The sequence below is a fragment of the Variovorax sp. YR752 genome (genome assembly GCF_943372545.1).
In genome coordinates, this window is sequence record NZ_CALRZC010000169.1 from 1 (window position 1) to 18,554 (window position 18,554).

15 protein-coding genes and 1 tRNA gene are annotated in these 18,554 nt (G+C 70.7%); 8 read left to right on the forward strand and 8 right to left on the reverse strand.

Annotation, left to right across the window (positions count from 1 at the left end; translation table 11 throughout):
- Positions 1-74 precede the first annotated feature (74 nt).
- Entirely contained in the window at positions 75-1,352 is a 1,278-nt protein-coding gene (locus tag AAG801_RS29520) for a DUF4397 domain-containing protein (RefSeq protein WP_341891585.1), read from the forward strand.
- Here AAG801_RS29520 and AAG801_RS29525 read toward each other — a convergent pair.
- Together AAG801_RS29525 and AAG801_RS29530 are read right to left on the reverse strand one after the other, a co-directional pair.
- Positions 1,289-2,095: a response regulator gene (locus AAG801_RS29525; protein WP_341891586.1), complete on the reverse strand. Its 807-nt coding sequence runs from the start codon at positions 2,093-2,095 to the stop codon at positions 1,289-1,291. The two genes, AAG801_RS29520 and AAG801_RS29525, sit on opposite strands and share 64 nt — an antisense overlap.
- Before the next feature lie 77 nt (positions 2,096-2,172).
- On the reverse strand, positions 2,173-3,525 hold the full coding sequence (locus tag AAG801_RS29530; protein ID WP_341891587.1) for a S41 family peptidase: 1,353 nt from the start codon (positions 3,523-3,525) through the stop codon (positions 2,173-2,175).
- Positions 3,526-3,633: 108 nt separating this feature from the next.
- On the opposite strand from AAG801_RS29530, the gene AAG801_RS29535 reads away from it, so the two are divergent.
- A complete protein-coding gene (locus AAG801_RS29535) occupies positions 3,634-6,471 on the forward strand; it encodes a valine--tRNA ligase (protein ID WP_341891588.1) in 2,838 nt (945 codons plus the stop codon).
- On the opposite strand, the gene AAG801_RS29540 is transcribed toward AAG801_RS29535, so the two are convergent.
- Entirely contained in the window at positions 6,413-7,390 is a 978-nt protein-coding gene (locus tag AAG801_RS29540) for an NAD(P)-dependent oxidoreductase (RefSeq protein ID WP_341891589.1), read from the reverse strand. The two genes, AAG801_RS29535 and AAG801_RS29540, sit on opposite strands and share 59 nt — an antisense overlap.
- 78 nt (positions 7,391-7,468) lie before the next feature.
- Between AAG801_RS29540 and galU the strand changes: the two genes are divergently transcribed.
- Positions 7,469-8,335, forward strand: a complete 867-nt coding sequence (galU, locus tag AAG801_RS29545; protein WP_341891590.1) for a UTP--glucose-1-phosphate uridylyltransferase GalU — start codon at positions 7,469-7,471, stop codon at positions 8,333-8,335.
- 17 nt (positions 8,336-8,352) lie between these two features.
- Here the strand turns inward: galU and AAG801_RS29550 are convergent, their stop codons facing one another.
- The 3 genes from AAG801_RS29550 to cysM are packed head-to-tail and all read right to left on the reverse strand — an operon-like array spanning position 8,353 to position 10,064.
- Positions 8,353-8,580, reverse strand: coding sequence for a sulfurtransferase TusA family protein (locus tag AAG801_RS29550; protein WP_341891591.1), 228 nt, complete (start codon positions 8,578-8,580; stop codon positions 8,353-8,355).
- A gap of 30 nt (positions 8,581-8,610) precedes the next feature.
- Complete coding sequence (locus tag AAG801_RS29555; protein ID WP_341891592.1) at positions 8,611-9,150, reverse strand: NUDIX hydrolase; 540 nt, start codon at positions 9,148-9,150, stop codon at positions 8,611-8,613.
- Positions 9,147-10,064, reverse strand: a complete 918-nt coding sequence (cysM, locus tag AAG801_RS29560) for a cysteine synthase CysM (protein WP_341891593.1) — start codon at positions 10,062-10,064, stop codon at positions 9,147-9,149. Before cysM ends, AAG801_RS29555 begins: the two co-directional genes overlap by 4 nt.
- Positions 10,065-10,160: 96 nt before the next feature.
- On the opposite strand from cysM, the gene AAG801_RS29565 reads away from it, so the two are divergent.
- From AAG801_RS29565 to AAG801_RS29575, 3 genes are all read left to right on the forward strand, one after another.
- A tRNA-Leu gene (locus AAG801_RS29565) sits at positions 10,161-10,247 on the forward strand.
- Positions 10,248-10,260: 13 nt separating this feature from the next.
- Entirely contained in the window at positions 10,261-10,851 is a 591-nt protein-coding gene (locus tag AAG801_RS29570) for a rhomboid family intramembrane serine protease (RefSeq protein ID WP_341891594.1), read from the forward strand.
- Positions 10,852-10,946: 95 nt separating this feature from the next.
- The gene (locus AAG801_RS29575; RefSeq protein ID WP_341891595.1) at positions 10,947-11,966 is read left to right on the forward strand and encodes a S1C family serine protease; all 1,020 of its coding nucleotides are present in this window, start codon (positions 10,947-10,949) and stop codon (positions 11,964-11,966) included.
- A gap of 13 nt (positions 11,967-11,979) precedes the next feature.
- On the opposite strand, the gene AAG801_RS29580 is transcribed toward AAG801_RS29575, so the two are convergent.
- A complete protein-coding gene (locus tag AAG801_RS29580) occupies positions 11,980-12,882 on the reverse strand; it encodes an SDR family oxidoreductase (protein WP_341891596.1) in 903 nt (300 codons plus the stop codon).
- A 66-nt stretch (positions 12,883-12,948) separates the two neighbouring features.
- Between AAG801_RS29580 and AAG801_RS29585 the strand changes: the two genes are divergently transcribed.
- On the forward strand, positions 12,949-13,992 hold the full coding sequence (locus tag AAG801_RS29585) for a CDP-6-deoxy-delta-3,4-glucoseen reductase (RefSeq protein WP_341891597.1): 1,044 nt from the start codon (positions 12,949-12,951) through the stop codon (positions 13,990-13,992).
- Positions 13,976-14,950, forward strand: a complete 975-nt coding sequence (locus AAG801_RS29590; RefSeq protein ID WP_341891598.1) for a tripartite tricarboxylate transporter substrate binding protein — start codon at positions 13,976-13,978, stop codon at positions 14,948-14,950. The genes AAG801_RS29585 and AAG801_RS29590 overlap by 17 nt, the downstream gene beginning before the upstream one ends.
- 486 nt (positions 14,951-15,436) lie before the next feature.
- Here AAG801_RS29590 and AAG801_RS29595 read toward each other — a convergent pair.
- Positions 15,437-18,554, reverse strand: a 3,118-nt coding sequence (locus tag AAG801_RS29595; protein WP_341891599.1) for a CHAT domain-containing protein, incomplete at its 5' end; no start/stop codon positions are given.

Genomic DNA, 18,554 nt, shown 5'->3' on the forward strand with positions numbered 1-18,554 from the left:
CCCGCGCCCCTAGAATCGCGCGGGCGAGGCCGGCAGCGTGCCGGCCGCCCCATGACACCTCGAAGGGATAGCCCGTGAAACTCACCCGATGGATGGCGGCCCTGATCGCCATCGTGCCGCTGCTTCAAGCCTGCGGTGGCGGCGGCGACGACGACGGCGACGGCACCGTGCGCCTGGTCAACGCGGCCAATGGTTACGCCTCGCTCGACCTCTATTCGTCCGACACCTCGCTGAGCGACGACATCGCGCTCGACAGCGCCGGCGACTACGTCACCCTCGGCTCGGGCACCTACACCTTCAAGCTGCGCCGCAGCGGCTCGAGCACGGTCTCCAGCAGCGGCGACCGCACCGTGCTGGACGGCACGGCGCACACGCTGGTGGCCTACAACACCAACGAGACGCTGAAAACGGTGTTCCTGACCGACAACGAAGTGGCTCCGACCGCAGGGACGGCCAAGCTGCGCGTGCTCAACACCTCGATCGAGGCCGGCGCGCTCGACGTCTATGTCACCACACCGACCGCGACACTGGCCGACAGCAGCGCGACCGTCTCCGGGCTGGGCGCGGAACGCGTCAGCGGCTACAACGAGATCAGCGAAGGCACCTACCGCGTTCGCATCACCGGCAACGGCGACAAGACCGACCTGCGCCTGGATCTGCCCTCGGTGGTGCTGGACGACCAGCAGATCACGACGCTGGTGCTGACGTCCACGCCGGGTGGCGTGCTGGTGCATGGCCTGACGATCGACCAGAAGGGCGACGTGACGGCGCGCAAGAACCCGTCCGCGCGCCTGCGCCTGGTGGCCGGCGCGGAGGCCAACGGTTCTGCCGCCGCGACCGCCAATGGCGTGACGCTGTCCGCCGGGCTGACCTCGCCGGCGGTGGGCGCCTACACGCTGGTGCCGGCCGGCGCGCTGACGCTGAGCGCCACGCTCGACGGCACGGCGCTGACCACCTCGGCGACCACGCTGGCTGCGGGTTCGGACAACACGCTGCTGGTCACCAGCAACGGCGCCACCGGCACGGCGACGCTGTTCGCCGACGACAACCGGCCGGCGCTCACGTCGACGAACGCCAAGATCCGCCTGATCCACGGCGTCGGCGGCCTGGCCAGCCCGATCACGCTGACCGCGGACTTCAGCGCCGTGGCCAGCGACGTGGCGAGGCGCACTTCGTCGGCGCCCGCAGCCATCGCGGCGAGCACGACGGCACGCCTGGAGGCGACGACGCCGACGGTGACGGGCCCGCTGTTCCTCGCCGAGGACGTGACCCTGCAGGCCGGCAAGGTCTACACGCTGTTCATGCTCGGCGACGCCGCCACGCCCCAGGGCGTGCTGCGCCGCGACCGCTGAGCCGCGGCCGCCGCCGACTCCGGCGGCGGTGCCGCGGGCACGAACATGTAGCCGTGCCCGCGGATGGTCTGCAGGTAGCGCGGCTGCGCCGGGTCGGGCTCGACCCGCTTGCGCAGCCGCATGATGGCCACGTCGATCGCCCGCAGCAGCAGGCCTTCGGCGCGGCTGTGCGAGGCGGCGAGCAAGCGCTCGCGCGAGATCGCCACGCCCGGGTTGGCCACCAGTTCGGCCAGCACCGCGTACTCGACGGTGCTGAGCACGTGGACATGGTCGCCACGCAGCAGGCAGCGCGAGGCCATGTCGAACTGCTGCGCGCCGATCGCCACCGGCGCCATCGTCAGCATCGGCAGCCCCGGCGGCACGATCGCGCGGCGCAGCACCGCCTGCACGCGGGCCAGCAGTTCGCGCATCGCGCAGGGCTTGCCGAGCACGTCGTCGGCGCCCATCTCCAGCGCGAGCACGCGGTCGACCTCCTCGTTGCGCGCGCTCAGCAGGATCAGCGGCACGCGGTCGCCTTCGTTGCGCAGTTGCCGGCAGGCCTGCAGGCCGCTCGGGCCGCCCGGCGCCGCCAGGCCGCCGTCCATCACGACGATGTCCGGCCGGTTGCGGTGCAGTCGGCGCAGCAGTTCGCCGGCCGACTCCATCGGCGTGGCGGTCAGGCCCTGGCTCTCGAAGTAGCGGACGAGGCCGTCGCGGCTGGCGCGGTCGGCATCGACGACGTGGACGTGCAGTGGGCTGTTCATCGCCGCATCGTCGCGGCAGGCTGTTGCGGCGCTGTGCCGCAACATGTCTGTATGTGTCTGTCTGTCCGCTGGCGGACTCAATCGGCGCTCATGCCGCGCCGCTCGCCGGGTTCGACCAGACCGCTGCGCGCCCGGGGGGCCGGGGCCGCCAGTGCGCCGGCCCGCCCCGAAGCCGCCGCCGGGCAGCTGCCGCTGCGCAGATAACCCAGCGCCGTGGCGGTGAGTGTCTCCGCCGGATCGCCGAAGGCACGTTCGAAATCGTCGGCCTGCGCGCAGTCGGGGGCGATGCCGGTGTCGTAGTCGGCCTCGCCGCTTGCATTGACGGCGCGGAAGTTGACCACGCTGAAGGTGTTGTCGCACGAAGCCTGCGGGTTGAAGCCGTAGGGCTTGCCGCAGCTGGTGTCGCCGACGGTGACCACCTGCGCATACGGCGCGAGGCCGTTGACCAGCAGTTCGGTGGCCGAGCAGCTGCGCGGCCCGGTCAGCACGACCACGCGCGCGAAGGCCGGCGCCGGCGCCGTGGTGAGCGTGAAGTCACGGTTGCTGCCCTGGTGCGCGGCGTTGTAGCGCAGCGTGGCGAAGACCTTGCCCTGGTGCAGCGCGCCGACGATCTGCGACGCAAGCTGGTTGGCCGTCGAGATGCGGCCGCCGCCGTTGTAGCGCAGGTCGAGGATCAGCTCGCTCGCCCCCGCCGCGCGGAAATCGGCCAGCGCGCCGGCCAGCGGCGTCTCGGCCTGGGTGATGAAGTCCTTCAGCACCAGGTAGCCGGCGCGGCGGCCATCGCCGATGTCGAGCACGCGTGCCGCCGGCACTGGCGTGAGTTCGTACTCGATCGCCGTCAGCACGACGCTGCGCCGGCCGGTGGCGGTGTCGGCCACCACGGTGATGCGGTCGCCGGCGCGCGCGGGGTTGAGCACGGCAAAGTTGCCAGCGATCAGGTCGGCCGCGGCCACGCCGTTGACCGAGACGATCGTGTCGCCGCGCAGCAGGCCGGCCGTCGCGGCGGGCGAGAGCGGCTCGGTCATGCGGACCTTCAGCGGCAGCTGGCGCTCGCTGCCGTTGACGAACAGGCCGTAGCCGAGCGTGCGGCCCTCGGCAAAGAACTGGTTGTAGCTGGCCGTGTCCTGGTAGTAGCTCCAGGGCTCAATGCCGTAGCCCGGGTAGCTGGCGTACTTCAGGGCGCCGAAATAGTCCGCCAGCGTGGCAAAGCCGGCCGGCTCCGGGTTCGGCGCACTGCCGCTCCAGTAGTACCAGTCACGCATGTAGCCACGCAGCCAGGTCTTCTGGCTGTCGAGATCGCACTGCGCGCTGCCCTGCGGCCCGTCGCCGCCACCGCTGCCTCCGCAACCCGCCACCAGCGCAGCCAGCAGCAGCGCTGCGGGCCACGTCGGCACCCTGCCGAACCCACCACTGCGCGTTCCTGACGACATCCTCGCCCTCCGTGCGCCGCACCATAGCAGCGCAGCCCCAACACCTACAATCCGACCCTCCCCGCCTTGCACTCTGTTTCACGGCCACCTGCCGTGTTCGCCTGCGCCATGACCGAACTCGCCAAGTCCTTCGAGCCCGCCGCCATCGAGGCCCATTGGGGGCCGCTGTGGGAGAAGAGCGGCGCCTACCGCCCCACGCTGGATACGAGCAAGCCGTCGTTTTCCATCCAGCTGCCGCCGCCGAACGTGACCGGCACGCTGCACATGGGCCACGCGTTCAACCAGACCATCATGGACTCGTTGACGCGCTACCACCGCATGCGCGGCTACAACACGCTGTGGGTGCCGGGAACGGACCACGCCGGCATCGCCACGCAGATCGTCGTCGAGCGCCAATTGCAGGAAGCCGGCATCAGCCGCCACGACCTCGGCCGCGACGCCTTCCTGAAGCATGTGTGGGACTGGAAGCACAGCTCGGGCGCGACCATCACGCGGCAGATGCGCCGCATGGGCGACAGCGTGAGCTGGGATCACGAGTACTTCACGATGGACGAGAAGCTCTCGACCGTCGTCACCGACACCTTCGTGAAGCTGTACGAGGAAGGCCTGATCTACCGCGGCAAGCGGCTGGTCAACTGGGATCCGGTGCTGATGTCGGCCGTCTCCGACCTCGAGGTTGAGAGCGAGGAGGAAGACGGTTCGCTGTGGCACATCTCCTACCCGCTCAGCGACGGCTCGGGCGCACTGGTGGTGGCCACCACGCGGCCGGAGACCATGCTCGGCGACGTGGCAGTCATGGTGCACCCCGAAGACGAGCGCTACGCCGCGCTGATCGGCAAGACCGTGCGGCTACCGCTGTGCGACCGCGACATCCCGGTGATCGCCGACGCCTACGTCGACCGCGAGTTCGGCACCGGCGTCGTCAAGGTCACGCCGGCGCACGATGCCAACGACTATGCGGTCGGCCAGCGGCACGGGCTGCCGATCATCGGCATGCTGTCGCTGGACGCCAAGGTCAACGACAACGCGCCGGCACCTTACCGCGGGCTCGATCGCTTCGTCGCGCGCAAGAAGGTCGTTGCGGACCTGGAAGCGCAAGGCCTGCTCGTCGAGGTCAGGAAGCACAAGCTGATGGTGCCGCGCTGCGCGCGCACCGGGCAGGTCGTGGAGCCGATGCTGACCGACCAGTGGTTCGTCGCCACCACCAAGCCGGGCGCCAACGGCAAGTCGATCGCGCAGCAGGCGATCGAGGTGGTCGACAACGGCTCGGTGAAGTTCGTGCCCGAGCAGTGGGTCAACACCTACAACCAGTGGATGAACAACATCCAGGACTGGTGCATCTCGCGCCAGCTCTGGTGGGGCCACCAGATCCCGGCCTGGTACGGCATCGACGGGCAGGTCTACGTGGCGCGCAGCGAAGAAGACGCACGCGCCAAGGCCACCGCCGACGGCTACGCCGGGCCGCTGCAGCGCGACCCCGACGTGCTCGACACCTGGTACTCGTCGGCGCTGGTGCCCTTCTCCACGCTGGGCTGGCCAGCCAAGACCGTCGAGCAGGACCTGTTCCTGCCCTCGTCGGTGCTGGTCACCGGCTTCGACATCATCTTCTTCTGGGTCGCCCGGATGATCATGATGACGGTTCACTTCACCGGGCAGGTGCCGTTCCGCCACGTCTACATCCACGGCCTGGTGCGCGATGCGCAGGGCCGCAAGATGAGCAAGAGCGAGGGCAACGTGCTCGATCCGGTCGACCTGATCGACGGCATCGCACTGCCGCCGCTGCTCGACAAGCGCACCACCGGGCTGCGCCGGCCCGAGACCGCGCCGCGTGTGCGCAAGGACACCGAGAAGGAATTCCCCGACGGCATCCCGGCCTTCGGCGCCGACGCGCTGCGCTTCACCTTCGCCTCGCTGGCCAGCCTGGGCCGCAACATCAACTTCGACAGCAAGCGCTGCGAGGGCTACCGCAACTTCTGCAACAAGCTCTGGAACGCCACCAAGTTCGTGCTGATGAACTGCGAGGGGCAGGACTGCGGGCTGAAGGAGCACACCCAGGCCGAGTGCGCACCGGGGCAACCGTTGCACGGCTACCTGAGCTTCTCGCAGGCCGACCGCTGGATCACCGGCGAACTGCAGCGTGTCGAGGCCGCGGTCGCGCAGGGCTTCGCCGACTACCGGCTCGACAACGTCGCGGGCGCCATCTACACCTTCGTGTGGGACGAGTACTGCGACTGGTACATCGAGATCGCCAAGGTGCAGATCGCTGGCGGCACCGAAGCGCAGCAGCGCGCCACCCGGCGCACGCTGATCCGCGTGCTCGAGACGGTGCTGCGCCTGCTGCACCCGATCACGCCCTTCATCACTGCGGAGCTGTGGGAGAAGGTGGCACCGGTCGCGGGCCGCCATGTGCCGCAGGGCATCGTCTCGGCGCCCTACCCGCAGGCACAGCTCGACAAGGTCGATCCCGCAGCCGACGCCTGGGCCGCCAGGCTGAAGGACCTGGCAGGTGCCTGCCGCGCGCTGCGCAGCGAGATGAGCCTGCCGCCGGGCCAGCGCGTGCCGCTGCTCGCCTGCGGCGACAACGCATTCCTGCGCGAAGCCGCGCCGGTGCTCACCGCGCTGGCCAAGCTGGCCGACGTGCAGGTGTTCGACGACGACACCGCTTTCGCGCAGGCCACGCAGGCCCTGCCGGTGGTGGTGCGCGGCGAGTCGCGCCTGGCACTGCACGTCGAGATCGACGTCGCGGCCGAGCGCGAACGCCTGGCCAAGGAGATCGCGCGCCTGGAAGGTGAGATCGCCAAGGCGAGTGCGAAGCTGGCCAACGAGGGCTTCGTCGCGCGCGCCCCGGCGGCCGTGGTGGCGCAGGAGCGTCAGCGCATCGCCGACTTCACGTCGACACGGGACCGTCTGCGAGATCAGCTGGGACGCTTGGGTCCGTCGGCCTGAAGTCGCGCTGCGGCTGAGGCGCGCTGGCGAGCAGTTCGTCGATGCGCCGCGCCACCGCCCAGGCGCTGCGCAGGCGCGACTCGCGCGTCGTGCTGGCCACGCGCGGCGTGATCTGCAAGGTGCTGATGCCCGCCAGCGGCCGGCCGCTGTCGAGCGCACCGGGCTCCATGCTGTCGAACCACGCCGCCGCAACGCGGCCGCTGGCCAGCACGTCGGCAAGCGCCTTCTCGTCGAACAGCGCCGAGTGCGCGGTGCTGACGATCACCTGGTTGGGTTTGCTGAAGGGCAGGAAGCGATCGCCGAGCAGGCCCTGGTAGCGGCTGAAGTAGGTCAGCTGCACGCACACGGCATCGCACACCTCGAGCAGCTCGCGCAAGCCCATCGGCCGCACGCGCCAGCGTTCCCACACGCTGTCGCTGGCGTGCAGCGAGGGGTCGTAGCCGACCACCCTGGAGCCGAAGGCGCCGAGCAGCTGCGACATCGAGCGCGCTGCCGGCGGCATACCGACCAGGCCGACGGTCGCTGCACCGAGCTCACGGCCGACCAGCATGCCGTCGCTGCCGACCACCGGCACGCGGCGCAGCATCGACAGCAGCGCGCCGATCATGAACTCGGCCTCGGCCTGCGCACTGGCCGTCAGGCTGCGCACCACCTCGACGCCGGAGCGTGCGCAGGCATCGAGGTCGATGTTTTCGGCACCCGCGCTGACGCGGCCGACCGCGCGCAGCAGCGGTGCGTAGTGCAGCGCCTGCGCATCGATCGCGCAGCTCGGCGGCACGATGACCGCGCGCACGTTGTACAGGGCCTGCCGCAGCGCCCGCGGCTCGCGCGCCAGCTCCGGCGCAAAGCGCACCGCATGGCGCGACTCGAGCCACTGCATCACTTCGCTCTCGAGCGGTTCAACGACCAGGAGATCCATGGATTCGTGTGTGTCCGGGAACCGCGTCCGTCAAGGTGCCCATGCAAGAATGAGGCACCATCTGCTCATTGTAAGTAAATGAAAGTCACCAAGGCGATCTTCCCCGTGGCCGGCCTCGGCACCCGCTTCCTCCCGGCCACCAAGGCCCAGCCGAAGGAAATGCTGCCGGTGGTCGACAAGCCGCTGATCCAGTACGCCGTCGAGGAGGCCTACGCCGCCGGCGTGCGCGAGATGATCTTCGTGACCGGCCGGCACAAACGCCCCATCGAAGACCACTTTGACATGACCTTCGAGCTGGAGGTAGCCCTCGAACAGGCGGGCAAGCAGGACCTGCTCGACGTGGTGCGCAGCGTCAAGCCCGACGACATGGAGTGCATCTACGTGCGGCAACCGCAGGCGCTGGGCCTCGGGCACGCAGTGCTGTGCGCCCAGCGGCTGGTCGGCAACGACCCCTTCGCGGTGCTGCTGGCCGACGACCTGATGATCGGCGAGAAGCCGGTGCTGCAGCAGATGACCGAGCAGTTCGACGAGTGGCGCGCCTCGATCCTCGCCGTGCAGGAGGTACCCGCCGAACACACGCGGCGCTATGGCATCGTCGCCGGCAACCCGGTCAACGATCGCATGGTCGACATCCAGCGCATCGTCGAAAAGCCGGCGCCGGAAGCCGCGCCGTCACGGCTTGGAGTGGCCGGCCGCTACATCCTCACGCCGGGGGTGTTCCACGAGATCGCCAATCAGCCGCGCGGCGTCGGCGGCGAGATCCAGCTCACCGACGGCATCGCCGGCCTGCTGCGCCGCGAGAAGGTGTTTGCCTACCGCTACGACGGGCGTCGCTACGACTGCGGCAGCAAGGAAGGCTTTCTGGAAGCCAACGTCGAGCTGGCGCTCGCTCACCCGCAACTCGGCCCGGGCTTCCGCAGCTTCCTGAAGTCGCTGGAGCTCTGAGTGAGGGCGCTGCCGGATCAGCGGCGGCGCAGGAAGTGGATGAACTCGTCGTTGGCCGACGACTGCTCGACCAGTTCGTTGCCGGTCTGGCGTGCGAAGGCCTGGAAGTCGCGCACCGAGCCCGGGTCGGTGGCCACCACCTTCAGCACGTCGCCGCTCTTCATGTCCGCCAGGGCCTTCTTGGCCTTGAGGATGGGCAGCGGGCAGTTCAGGCCGCGGGTGTCGATCTCTTTCTGGGCGTCCATGGGGCGGTTGTCTCCGGATGTCACGGCATTCTACGAGCGAGGCGGCCACTCGATGAACTGCGGGGCATGGCCGCGCGAGCGCAGCCAGTCGGCCAGCGCATAGCCGGTGCCGGCCGGCCAGCAACGCAGATCCTGCGGCGCGAACAGCTTGTACTCGGCGAGTTCGGGCGACAGCACGATCTCCCCGTGCCCGACCACGTGGTAGGCGATGATGACCTGGTTCATGCGCTGGAAGTCGTAGACGCCGATCAGGTTCACGGCATCGACCTCGACCGAGGTCTCCTCCTTCACCTCGCGCGCGATGCCCTCCTGCGGCGATTCGCCGGCTTCCATGAAGCCGGTGATCAGCGCGAACATGCGGCCGGTCCAGGCGGCATTGCGCGCCAGCAGCACCTGCCCGTCGCGGTCGGCCATCTCGATCACCGCGGCCAGCACCGGCGTCGGGTTGTTCCAGTGTGTCCACTCGCAGGCCGGGCAGCGCAGGCGCTGCTTCGGCCCGCCGTCTTCCTCACGCGCCAGCCACTGCAGCGGCGTGGCGCACTGCGGGCAGAACTTCAGTTCCCCGTTCATGCAGGGAACACCCCGGTCGACAGGTAGCGGTCGCCGCGGTCGCAGACGATGAAGACGATGGTCGCGTTCTCCACCTGCTTCGCGATCTGCAGCGCCACCCAGCAGGCGCCGGCCGCCGAGATGCCGGCGAACAGGCCTTCCTCGCGCGCCAGGCGCCGCGCCATCTCTTCCGCATCGGCCTGGCTGACCGACACCGTCTCGTCGACCCAGGCGGGGTCGTAGATCTTCGGCAGGTACTCCTGCGGCCATTTGCGGATGCCGGGGATGCGCGAGCCTTCGCTGGGCTGCGCGCCGATCACGCGCACCGCCTTGTTCTGCTCCTTCAGGAAGCGCGAGGTGCCGGTGATGCTGCCCGTCGTGCCCATCGCGCTGACGAAGTGCGTGATGCGCCCGGCCGTGTCACGCCAGATCTCCGGGCCGGTGGTCTCGTAGTGGATCCTCGGGTTGTCGGCGTTGGCAAACTGGTCGAGCACGCGGCCCTTGCCGTCCTTGTGCATCTGCTCGGCGAGGTCTCGCGCGTACTCCATGCCACCCGAGCGCGGCGTCAGGATCAGCTCGGCGCCGAAGGCCTTCATGGTCTGCGCGCGTTCGATCGACAGGTCCTCCGGCATGATCAGCAGCATGCGGTAGCCGCGCATCGCCGCGGCCATCGCCAGCGCGATGCCGGTGTTGCCCGAGGTGGCCTCGATCAGCGTGTCCCCCGGCTTGATCTCGCCGCGCTCCTCGGCGCGCCGGATCATGCTGATCGCCGGGCGGTCCTTCACCGAGCCGGCCGGGTTGTTGCCCTCGAGCTTGCCGAGGATCACGTTGCCGCGCTGTTCGTTGTCGGCGCCAGGCAGGCGCACCAGGCGCACCAGCGGCGTGTTGCCGATCACGTCTTCCAGCGTGGAATAGCGGGGGGCGTTCGAACTCATCCTTCCTCCTGCTGGTTATTGTGGCAGGGCGCCCGGGCCCGCGCAGGCTGCATGACATAATCCGCCCCCTCCAAGGCCTACCCAGCGCCCGCACCTGCCGGAGTGGCGAAATCGGTAGACGCAGCAGACTCAAAATCTGCCGAGGGCAACCTCGTACCGGTTCGATTCCGGTCTCCGGCACCAGCACCCACGCACCATGCCCGCCCTGCCGCCGATCACCCAAGCGCTGCTGCTCATCAACGTCGCGCTGTTCGCCGTCGACGTCCTGTTCGGTGGCGTGTTGACGGCGCTGTTTGCGCTGTGGCCGGTAGACAGCGGCCGCTTCATGCCCTGGCAGCTGCTCAGCTACGGCTTCCTGCACGGCAGCATCGGCCACCTGTTCTTCAACATGCTGGGCCTGTGGATGTTCGGCGCCGAGCTCGAGCGCATCTGGGGCGGCAAGCGCTACCTGCAGTTCTACTTCGCCTGCATCCTGACCGCGGCGCTGACGCAGCTGCTGGTCGGCCTGATCGCCGGCGGTGCACCGACCGTGGGCGCCTCGGGTGCGCTGTTCGGCCTGCTGATGGCCTTCGGCATGATGTTCCCGAACCGCATCATCATGCCGCTGTTTCCGCCGATCCCGATGAAGGCCAAGGTGTTCGTCGCGGTGTTCGGCGGCCTCGAACTGCTGTTCGGCGTGACCGGCACGCAGTCCGGCGTCGCCCACTTCGCCCACCTCGGCGGCATGCTCGGCGGCTTCCTGATGATCCGCTACTGGCGCGGCCAGGCGCCCTTCGGCCGGCGCTGACACGCCGGCGGACCGCCAGCGCAAAGCCCCTCGGCTTGGCGCGGTTGGCGGGAGGGTTCATGCTGTGGCTCCGAGCTGTCCTGTCGGAGGTTGCCATGGCCCGATCCTTCCTGCGTCGCCTCCTGTTCGCCCTTCTCGCCGGGCTGGCCGCGGGCAGTGCGCTCGCCCAGGGCGCGCGCAGCGAGTTCGACGCCCGCGCGGAGCTGCTCGAACGCGCCCAGGCCGCGGTGGTCGGCGTGCTCAGCGAAGCCGTCGACGATGCCGGCTCGATCGCCACGCTCGGCGCCTTGCGGCGCGGCTCCGGTGTCGTCATCGGAGATGACGGTCTGGTGCTGACCATCGGCTACCTGATACTCGAAGCCGAGCGCGTCGACCTGATCGTCGAGGGCGAGCGCCGCGTGCCGGCTCGCGTGGTCGCCTACGACGTGGCCTCGGGCTTCGGCCTGCTGCAGGCGCTGGCGCCGCTGCGCGTCGCGCCGGTCGGTCTCGGCCGCTCGGCCGCGCTGGCCACCGACGAGCCGCTGCTGATCGCCAGCGGCGGTGCCGACGGCGAGCTGAGTCTCGCGCGGCTGGTGTCGCAGCGCGCCTTCTCGGGCTACTGGGAGTACCACATCGACACCGCGCTGTTCACCGTGCCACCACGCAGCGACCACAGCGGCGCCGGGCTGTTCAACCTCGACGGCGAACTGCTGGGCATCGGATCGCTGGTCGTCAGCGATGCACTGGGCCCCGGCGTGGGCCGGCTGCCGGGCAACATGTTCGTGCCGGTCGACCTGCTCAAGCCCATCCTCGCCGAGATGCGCGCGCGAGGCGCCTCGCGGCTGAGCACACGCGCCTGGCTGGGCCTGAACTGCAGCGAGAGCGACGGCGAGGTGCGCGTGCTGCGCGTGACGCGCGACAGCCCCGCCGACGCCGCCGGCCTGCAGCCGGGCGACCGCATCCTGCGCATCGACGACGCCGAGGTCGGCGCGCTCGAGACGCTGTGGAAGACGCTGTGGCGCAACGACGCCGAGCGCGACGTGGTGCTGACCATCCGCCGCGATGGCGAACTTCAGACGCTGACCGTGCATGCGGTGGACCGCATGAAGACCCTGCGCCGGCCGCAGGGCATCTGAGGCTGAGACCGCGCTACGCCAGCAGCCCGCTGTCCACTGTCGGATAGCGCAGCCTCAGCCTCAGCTCGCGCTTCAGTCGTGTGTTGTCGAGCCGGCGTGACTCGCTCATGAAACTCAGCAGCATCGGCGAGAGCTGCACCGTCGCCTGCTCGCGCGTGATGCGCGGCGGCCGTGGCACGCCGCACAGGTCGGCGGCGAGGTCGAAGTAGTCGCCCATCTTCAGGTCGGTGTCGTCGCTGGCGTGCACGATGCGCTGCGGCAGGCCGCGGTGCAGTGCAGCGACGCAGGCGCGCGCCAGATCGTCGGCATGGATGTGGTTGGTGAAGACGTCGTCTTCGGCCGCGAGCACGGCCGTGCCGCGCGCGAGCCGCTCGCGCGGGTGGCCGCCGGGCCGGTCGCCGGCGTAGATGCCGGGAATGCGCAGGATGCTCACGCGCGCGCCGCTCGCCCTCCCGTGCCAGCGCAGCCGCGCCTCGGCATCGACGCGCCGCCGGGCGCGATCGGTCGCCGGCGCGACGGCGCGGGTCTCGTCGAAGCGTGCACCGCCGCAGTCACCGTAGACGCCGGTGGTGCTGCCGTAGACGATGCGCTGCACGCCGCCGCGCCGCGCCAGCGCGCGCAGAAGGTTCGCCGTGCGCGGATCGGTACTGCCTTGCGGCGGCGGCGGCGCGAGGTGCAGCACCGCATCGGCCAGGCCGGCGGCGCGCTGCAGCGTCGCCGGGTCATCGAGGTTCGCCACCAGCGGCACGATGCCGGCGGCGCGCAGTTCGGCGCAGCGCGTCGGGCTGGAGGTGATGGCGATCAGCCGCCAGCGGCCGCGCAGCAGCCGCGCGACGCGCAGGCCGACATCGCCACAGCCGACGATCAACAGCGTCGGGTGCTTGCGTCGCGCGGGGGAGTCACAGGCAAGGGTCATGAGGGGTCATGGTGCAAGGGGGCACAATTCGAGGCTCTGCTTCCGTGCCAGTCTAAGACCCGCGTCATGCCCTTCACCGTCACCGTGCAGCCCAGCGGGCGCACTTTCAGCGTCGAACGCGACGAGCCCATCCTCCACGCCGCCATCCGTCAGGGCATCGGCCTGCCCTACGGCTGCAAGGACGGCGCATGCGGCTCCTGCAAGTGCCGGCTGCTCGAGGGCCGGGTGATCCACGGCGCACACCAGGCCAAGGCGCTGTCGGCCGACGACGAGGCCACGGGCTTCACGCTGACCTGCTGCGCCGCACCGCAGACCGACGTGGTCATCGAGGCCCGCACCGTGCCCGGCGCCGGCGAGTTCCCGGTGCGCAAGATGCCCTCGCGCGTGATGGCGATGTCGCGCCCGGCGCCCGACGTGATGGTGCTGACCATGCAACTGCCGGCCAACGACCCGCTGCGCTACCACGCCGGACAGTACGTCGAGTTCATCCTGCGCGACGGTGCGCGGCGCAGCTACTCGATGGCCAGCGCACCGCACACGCAGACCGACAAGCCGGCGATCGAGCTGCACATCCGCCACATGCCCGGCGGCCAGTTCACCGACCATGTCTTCGGCGCGATGAAGGAGAAGGAGATCCTGCGCCTGGAAGGCCCGTTCGGCAGCTTCTTCCTGCGCGAGGACGGCGACAAGCCGATCGTGCTGCTGGCCAGCGGCACCGGCTTCGCGCCAGTCAAGGCGATCATCGAGCACATCGAGTTCAAGGGCATCACGCGGCCGACGGTGCTCTACTGGGGCTGCCGCAGCAAGGCCGACCTGTACCTGCACGAGTGGGCCCAGCAGGCCGCGGCGCGGCTGCCGAACCTGCGCTACGTGCCGGTGTTGTCGGAGCCGAAGCCGGAGGACGGCTGGAGCGGCCGCACCGGCCTCGTCCATCAGGCGGTGATGGCCGACCTGCCCGACCTCTCCGGCCACCAGGTCTATGCCTGCGGCGCGCCGATCATGGTCGACTCGGCGCAGCGCGACTTCGTCGCTCGTTGCGGCCTGCCCGCCGACGAGTTCTACGCAGACAGTTTCACTTCGGAAGCAGACAAGCATGGCCCAGCGGCGTGAACTCCTGACCCTCGCACTCGCAGCGTTCGCTGCGCCGGCATTTGCCCAATCGCCCAAGCCGATCCGCCTGATCGTGCCCTACCCGCCCGGCGGGCCGCTGGACATCGTCGCGCGGGCGCTGGCCGACAAGGTCAAGGACAGCCTGGGCACGGTGATCGTCGACAACAAGCCGGGTGCCGGCGGCAATCTCGGCGCCGACCTGGCCGCCAAGGCCGCGCCCGATGGCACGACGCTCGTCATGGGTGCAGTGGCCACGCATGCCATCAACCCCTGGCTGTTCTCGAAGATCCCCTACGACGCGCTGCGCGACTTCACGCCCATCACCGGCGTGGCGCAGGTGCCCAACGTACTGGTGATGAACCCGGAGGCAGCCGACCGATTCGGCGTGAAGAGCGTCGCCGACCTGGTCGCCTTCGCGAAGAAGAACCCCGGCAAGCTGAACTACGGCTCGGGCGGCAATGGCAGCGCCGGGCACCTGGCCGGCGAGATGTTCAAGGCGCAGGCCGGCGTGTTCATGGTCCACATCCCCTACGGTGGGGGCAACCCGGCGCAGCTCGCGCTGCTGTCGGGGCAGGTCGACCTGAACTTCGACAACCTCGCCTCGGCCTCGGCCAACGTCAAGGCTGGCAAGCTGCGTGCACTCGCCGTCACCACCACGAAGCGTTCGCCCGCCGTGCCCGAACTTCCGACCATCGCCGAGAGCGGCGGCGCGCTGGCGGGCTTCGACATCCACACCTGGTTCGGCCTGTTCGGCCCGGCGAAGCTGCCGCCCGAGGTGACCGGCAAGCTCAACAAGGCCTTCGTCGAGGCGCTCGCCTCGCCCGAGCTGAAGGCACGCCTGGCCTCGCTGATGGCCGAGCCGATGCCGACCACCCCGGAGCAGTTCGGCGCCTTCGTCAAGGCCGAGTTGGCGAAGTACGAAGGCGTGGTGAAGCGCAGCGGCGCGAAGGTCGACTGATCCCCATCCGGGTTCGAAGACCCAGGACAGCATCCGAGCGGCCCGGCGGTTCGCGGCCCTTTGCTGAAGTCTGCGGACGTCTGCTTTCGTGCCTCCTTTGAGCATCGCGGCAGGCCACAGATGGTTCAGCAAAGGCGCGTGCGGACAGGCTGGAGCGCGCCTCTGAGGCGCTGAGCAGCGCAGGGCTTGCGGCAGGCGCGCGGCAGCGCGCGTCGTAGACTGACTTGCCGCCGGCTGTCTGAGCGAAGCGAACGAAGTGAGCGCAGCGAGTTGGGCGGCCTGCCGCGAGCCCGAGCAGCGCAAGGAAGTCGGCCCACCGGGCCGACCGCCGAAGCGAAGCGCGTAAGCCTGTCCGCACGCGCCTTTGCCGCGCCGACCGCAACCCAGAGAGCAGACGTCGAACTTCTGCATAGGGCGCGAGCGGATGTTGCTGATCCGCCTGCTCCTTGATCTTGAATGCAGGCGCATGAAGCGCTCGACAGGCGCTCAGCGCCACTGCCCGGAGAGCACGAACGAGGCCCAGTGGTAGGGGTGCGCCCAGCCGCTGGCCGCGGCCGGCGGCGCACCGGCAGGCCGACGCACGCCGCGGTCCGCATCGGCCTCGCTGCCCGACGTGCCTGCCGGCGCCCCACCGCGCAGCATCGCCAGCTGCGCCTGCTGCAGCGCGCGCGCCAGGCCTTGCGGATGGTCGCGGTAGAAGCCGGTCATCAGCCGCGCGGTGCTCGCGTCCGACACCGCCCACAGGCTGGCCAGCACGCTGCGCGCACCGCGGCGCTGCACCACGGCGGCGAGCCCTTCGACTTCGAGCCCATGCTCGTTGACGCCGCCGCCGGTGGCGGTGTTGCAGGCCGACAGCGCGAGCAGCTGCACGTTGCGGAAGGGCAGCACGGCGAGCTGGCCGAGCGACATGGTCTGCCCGTCGCCGAGCAGCAGCACCGAGCGGCTCTCGTCGCCGGGGCGGAACTCGAAGTGGCTGGCAATGTGCGCGACGTTGTAGCGGGCGAGTGCGTCGTACAGCGCCTCACGGTCGAATGCCTGGTCGAGCAGGATGCGCCCGGGCAGCACGCCCTTCGCACCGCTGGCGTCGCGCACGATGCTGTCGAGTTCCAGCGGCACGCCGGGCAGCGCCGTGAAGCCGGCGCCGCCGCGGCTCGCACCCATCGCCGCGACCTGCCAGTCGTCGCGCTTCGGCGCCCCGCCGGCCTGGCCCGCCTGCGCCCAGACGACCAGCGGGATGCGCTCGACCAGGTAGCGCTGGCCATCGTGCAGCGCGGCGAAGGGCAGGTAGCGCAGGCTGCCGGTCAGTGACAGCACCAGCGTGGTCGCGCCGGTGCGCTGCAACTGCGGCTCGATCGGCGCGATCAGCCAGCGGTGCAGCGCCTGCGCGGCCGGCAGCACGTTGCCGCGGTCGCGGATCGCGTTGCGCAACTCGGCGATGCGCTGGTTCAGTTCGGCGCGCGAGACGTCGACCAGCGTGCCGAACTCGCCGTCGGGCGTGACGAACAGCACCGCCAGCGCGTCGTCGGTGACCACGTAGTGCACCGCCACCGAGCCCGGATCCGCCTGCAGCGCGAACTGCAGTTCGGAGGCGCGCGCCGGCAGCGCGGCGGCCGTCTCGGCCTGCGGTGCCTCGCGGCTGCGCGACAGCGCGTCGCGCACCTTCTGCGTCCAGCGCATGAAGGCCTCGCGCCAGCGCTGCATGCGCGACTGCAGCTCGGCGCGGCGGGCTCGCTCGGTGGCGTCGAGGTCCTGGCGCGCGGCCTTGCGCAGCAGCGCGTCGAGCTCGACGTACTCGGCCACGGCGCCGTCGATCTCGGCACGGTCGCGCGCCAGCGCGGCCTCGCCACCGGTGAAGTCGACACGACCCGACGAGTCGCCGCTGCGCAGGATCTCGCGCAGCTCGGACTGCTTCAGCATGGCCAGCACCTGCTCGGCCTCGGCGAAGCGGCCGGCCTCGATCAGCCGCGCGGCCAGGCGCTGGTAGGCGTCCTGGCGCTGACGCAGGAAGCTGCGCTGCAAGGACGCACCTGCACCGCGCCAGGCGGCGCCCAGGCGCTGCAGCTGGTTGACCGCCTCCTTGCCGAAGTAGATCGCCTGCGCCTTGTCGCCGCGCGCGGCATGGTGTTCGGCATAGCGGTCCAGCGCCAGCGCCAGCTCGAGCGGCGCGTCGCCGCGGCCGAGCAGCAGCGCCAGCGCTTCCTCGTGCAGCGGCCGCGCCTCGTCGTGGCGGCGCAGGCCGTCGAGCGCCTGTGCGCGCTGGGCCAGGCTGACCGCCAGGTAGCGCGGTGCGGCAGCGGCGACGCGCCACTCGGCCAGCGCCTGCACGAAGGCCTGCTCGGCATCGGCGTGGCGGCCTGATTCGAGCAGCGCGGCGGCGCGGTTGTGCAGCGTCGCGGCGCGTTCGTAGCGCCAGCCGGGGCGGCTGCGCCAGATCGCCAGGGCGGCGTCGAACTGCGCCAGCGCCTCGTCGATGCGCCCCGATTCGAGCGCCGCCAGCCCGAGCGATCCGATGCTGCGCGCAATGTCCGGGTGGTCGGGCGGCAGCAGCGCGCGGCGCAGCGCCAGTGCATGCTGCAGCCGCTGCGCAGCGGCGTCGAGGTCGCCGGCGGCGCGCAGGATCTCACCCATCGCCTGCTCGCCGCGTGCGATGTCGGTGTGCTGCGGCCCGCGCACCTGCTGGAACAGCGCGGCGGACTCGCGCTGCGTTGCCATCGCCTGCGCATAGCGGCCGGCCGCGAGATGGCCGTCGGCGGCTGCGGCGAGCGTCGCCGCGAGGTCGAGCGGGTGCGCCGCCGGCGCCTCTCGGCGCAAGGCCAATGCCTTGGCGAGCTGCGCATCGGCGCGCACGCCATCGCCCAGGCGCTGCGCCAGTTCGGCCTCGCGCAGCAGCAGTTCGCCACGCAGCGCCTCGGACTCATGCGGACGCAGGCGCGGCAGCCGCTGCATCGCCTCGGCCAGCCGCTGCTCGGCAGCAGCCAGTTGCCCCTCGGCGATCAGCGCGGCGCTCAGGTCGCCGAGCGTGGCGACCAGCTCGACGCTGTCACCGCTCGCACGCAGCCCCTCGACGGCCCGGCCGAAGTGAGCTGCGGCGAGATCCGGGCGGCCAAGCGACATCTCCAGCACGCCGAGCTTGTGGTGCGAGTCGGCCAGCAGGCGGTGGGTCGGCGGCAGCGCGGCGCTGCGCAGCGCCAGTGATCGTTCGAGCGCGCTGCGTGCTGCATCGAACTGGTCGAGGTCGCGCTCGATCTCGCCCAGCGTGGCCAGCGCCCGCGCCTGCAGCAGCGGATCGGCCGGCTGCGCGCGTGCGCGCATCTCGGCCGCCTGGCGTGCCGGCGGCGCCGCCTCGCGCGGCTGGCCGGCACGCATCAGCGTCACCGCCAGGCCTTCGAGCTGCAGCGCCATCAAGGCGTCCGCGCCCGGCGTCTGCGCCGATGCAGTGGCCAGCGCGAGGCCGAGCCCCGCGGCCGCCCACCGTGCGGCGGCGCGAAGAAGCAAGCGCAGGCGCATGGAGTCTGTGTCGCGCTCGCGCCTCAGCCGCCGGTGATGCCCGGCGAGCCGCCCGCCGGCGCGCTGGCCGGGCTGGGCACGGCGCGCTTGATCGACT

Excerpts from the sequence above, each read along its gene's own strand:
- AAG801_RS29525 (WP_341891586.1), bottom strand. The coding sequence starts at position 2,095 with ATGAACAGCCCACTGCACGTCCACGTCGTCGATGCCGACCGCGCCAGC.
- AAG801_RS29530 (WP_341891587.1), bottom strand. The coding sequence starts at position 3,525 with ATGTCGTCAGGAACGCGCAGTGGTGGGTTCGGCAGGGTGCCGACGTGG.
- AAG801_RS29535 (WP_341891588.1), top strand. The coding sequence starts at position 3,634 with ATGACCGAACTCGCCAAGTCCTTCGAGCCCGCCGCCATCGAGGCCCAT.
- AAG801_RS29540 (WP_341891589.1), bottom strand. The coding sequence starts at position 7,390 with ATGGATCTCCTGGTCGTTGAACCGCTCGAGAGCGAAGTGATGCAGTGG.
- galU (WP_341891590.1), top strand. The coding sequence starts at position 7,469 with ATGAAAGTCACCAAGGCGATCTTCCCCGTGGCCGGCCTCGGCACCCGC.
- AAG801_RS29550 (WP_341891591.1), bottom strand. The coding sequence starts at position 8,580 with ATGGACGCCCAGAAAGAGATCGACACCCGCGGCCTGAACTGCCCGCTG.
- AAG801_RS29555 (WP_341891592.1), bottom strand. The coding sequence starts at position 9,150 with ATGAACGGGGAACTGAAGTTCTGCCCGCAGTGCGCCACGCCGCTGCAG.
- cysM (WP_341891593.1), bottom strand. The coding sequence starts at position 10,064 with ATGAGTTCGAACGCCCCCCGCTATTCCACGCTGGAAGACGTGATCGGC.
- AAG801_RS29570 (WP_341891594.1), top strand. The coding sequence starts at position 10,261 with ATGCCCGCCCTGCCGCCGATCACCCAAGCGCTGCTGCTCATCAACGTC.
- AAG801_RS29575 (WP_341891595.1), top strand. The coding sequence starts at position 10,947 with ATGGCCCGATCCTTCCTGCGTCGCCTCCTGTTCGCCCTTCTCGCCGGG.
- AAG801_RS29580 (WP_341891596.1), bottom strand. The coding sequence starts at position 12,882 with ATGACCCTTGCCTGTGACTCCCCCGCGCGACGCAAGCACCCGACGCTG.
- AAG801_RS29585 (WP_341891597.1), top strand. The coding sequence starts at position 12,949 with ATGCCCTTCACCGTCACCGTGCAGCCCAGCGGGCGCACTTTCAGCGTC.
- AAG801_RS29590 (WP_341891598.1), top strand. The coding sequence starts at position 13,976 with ATGGCCCAGCGGCGTGAACTCCTGACCCTCGCACTCGCAGCGTTCGCT.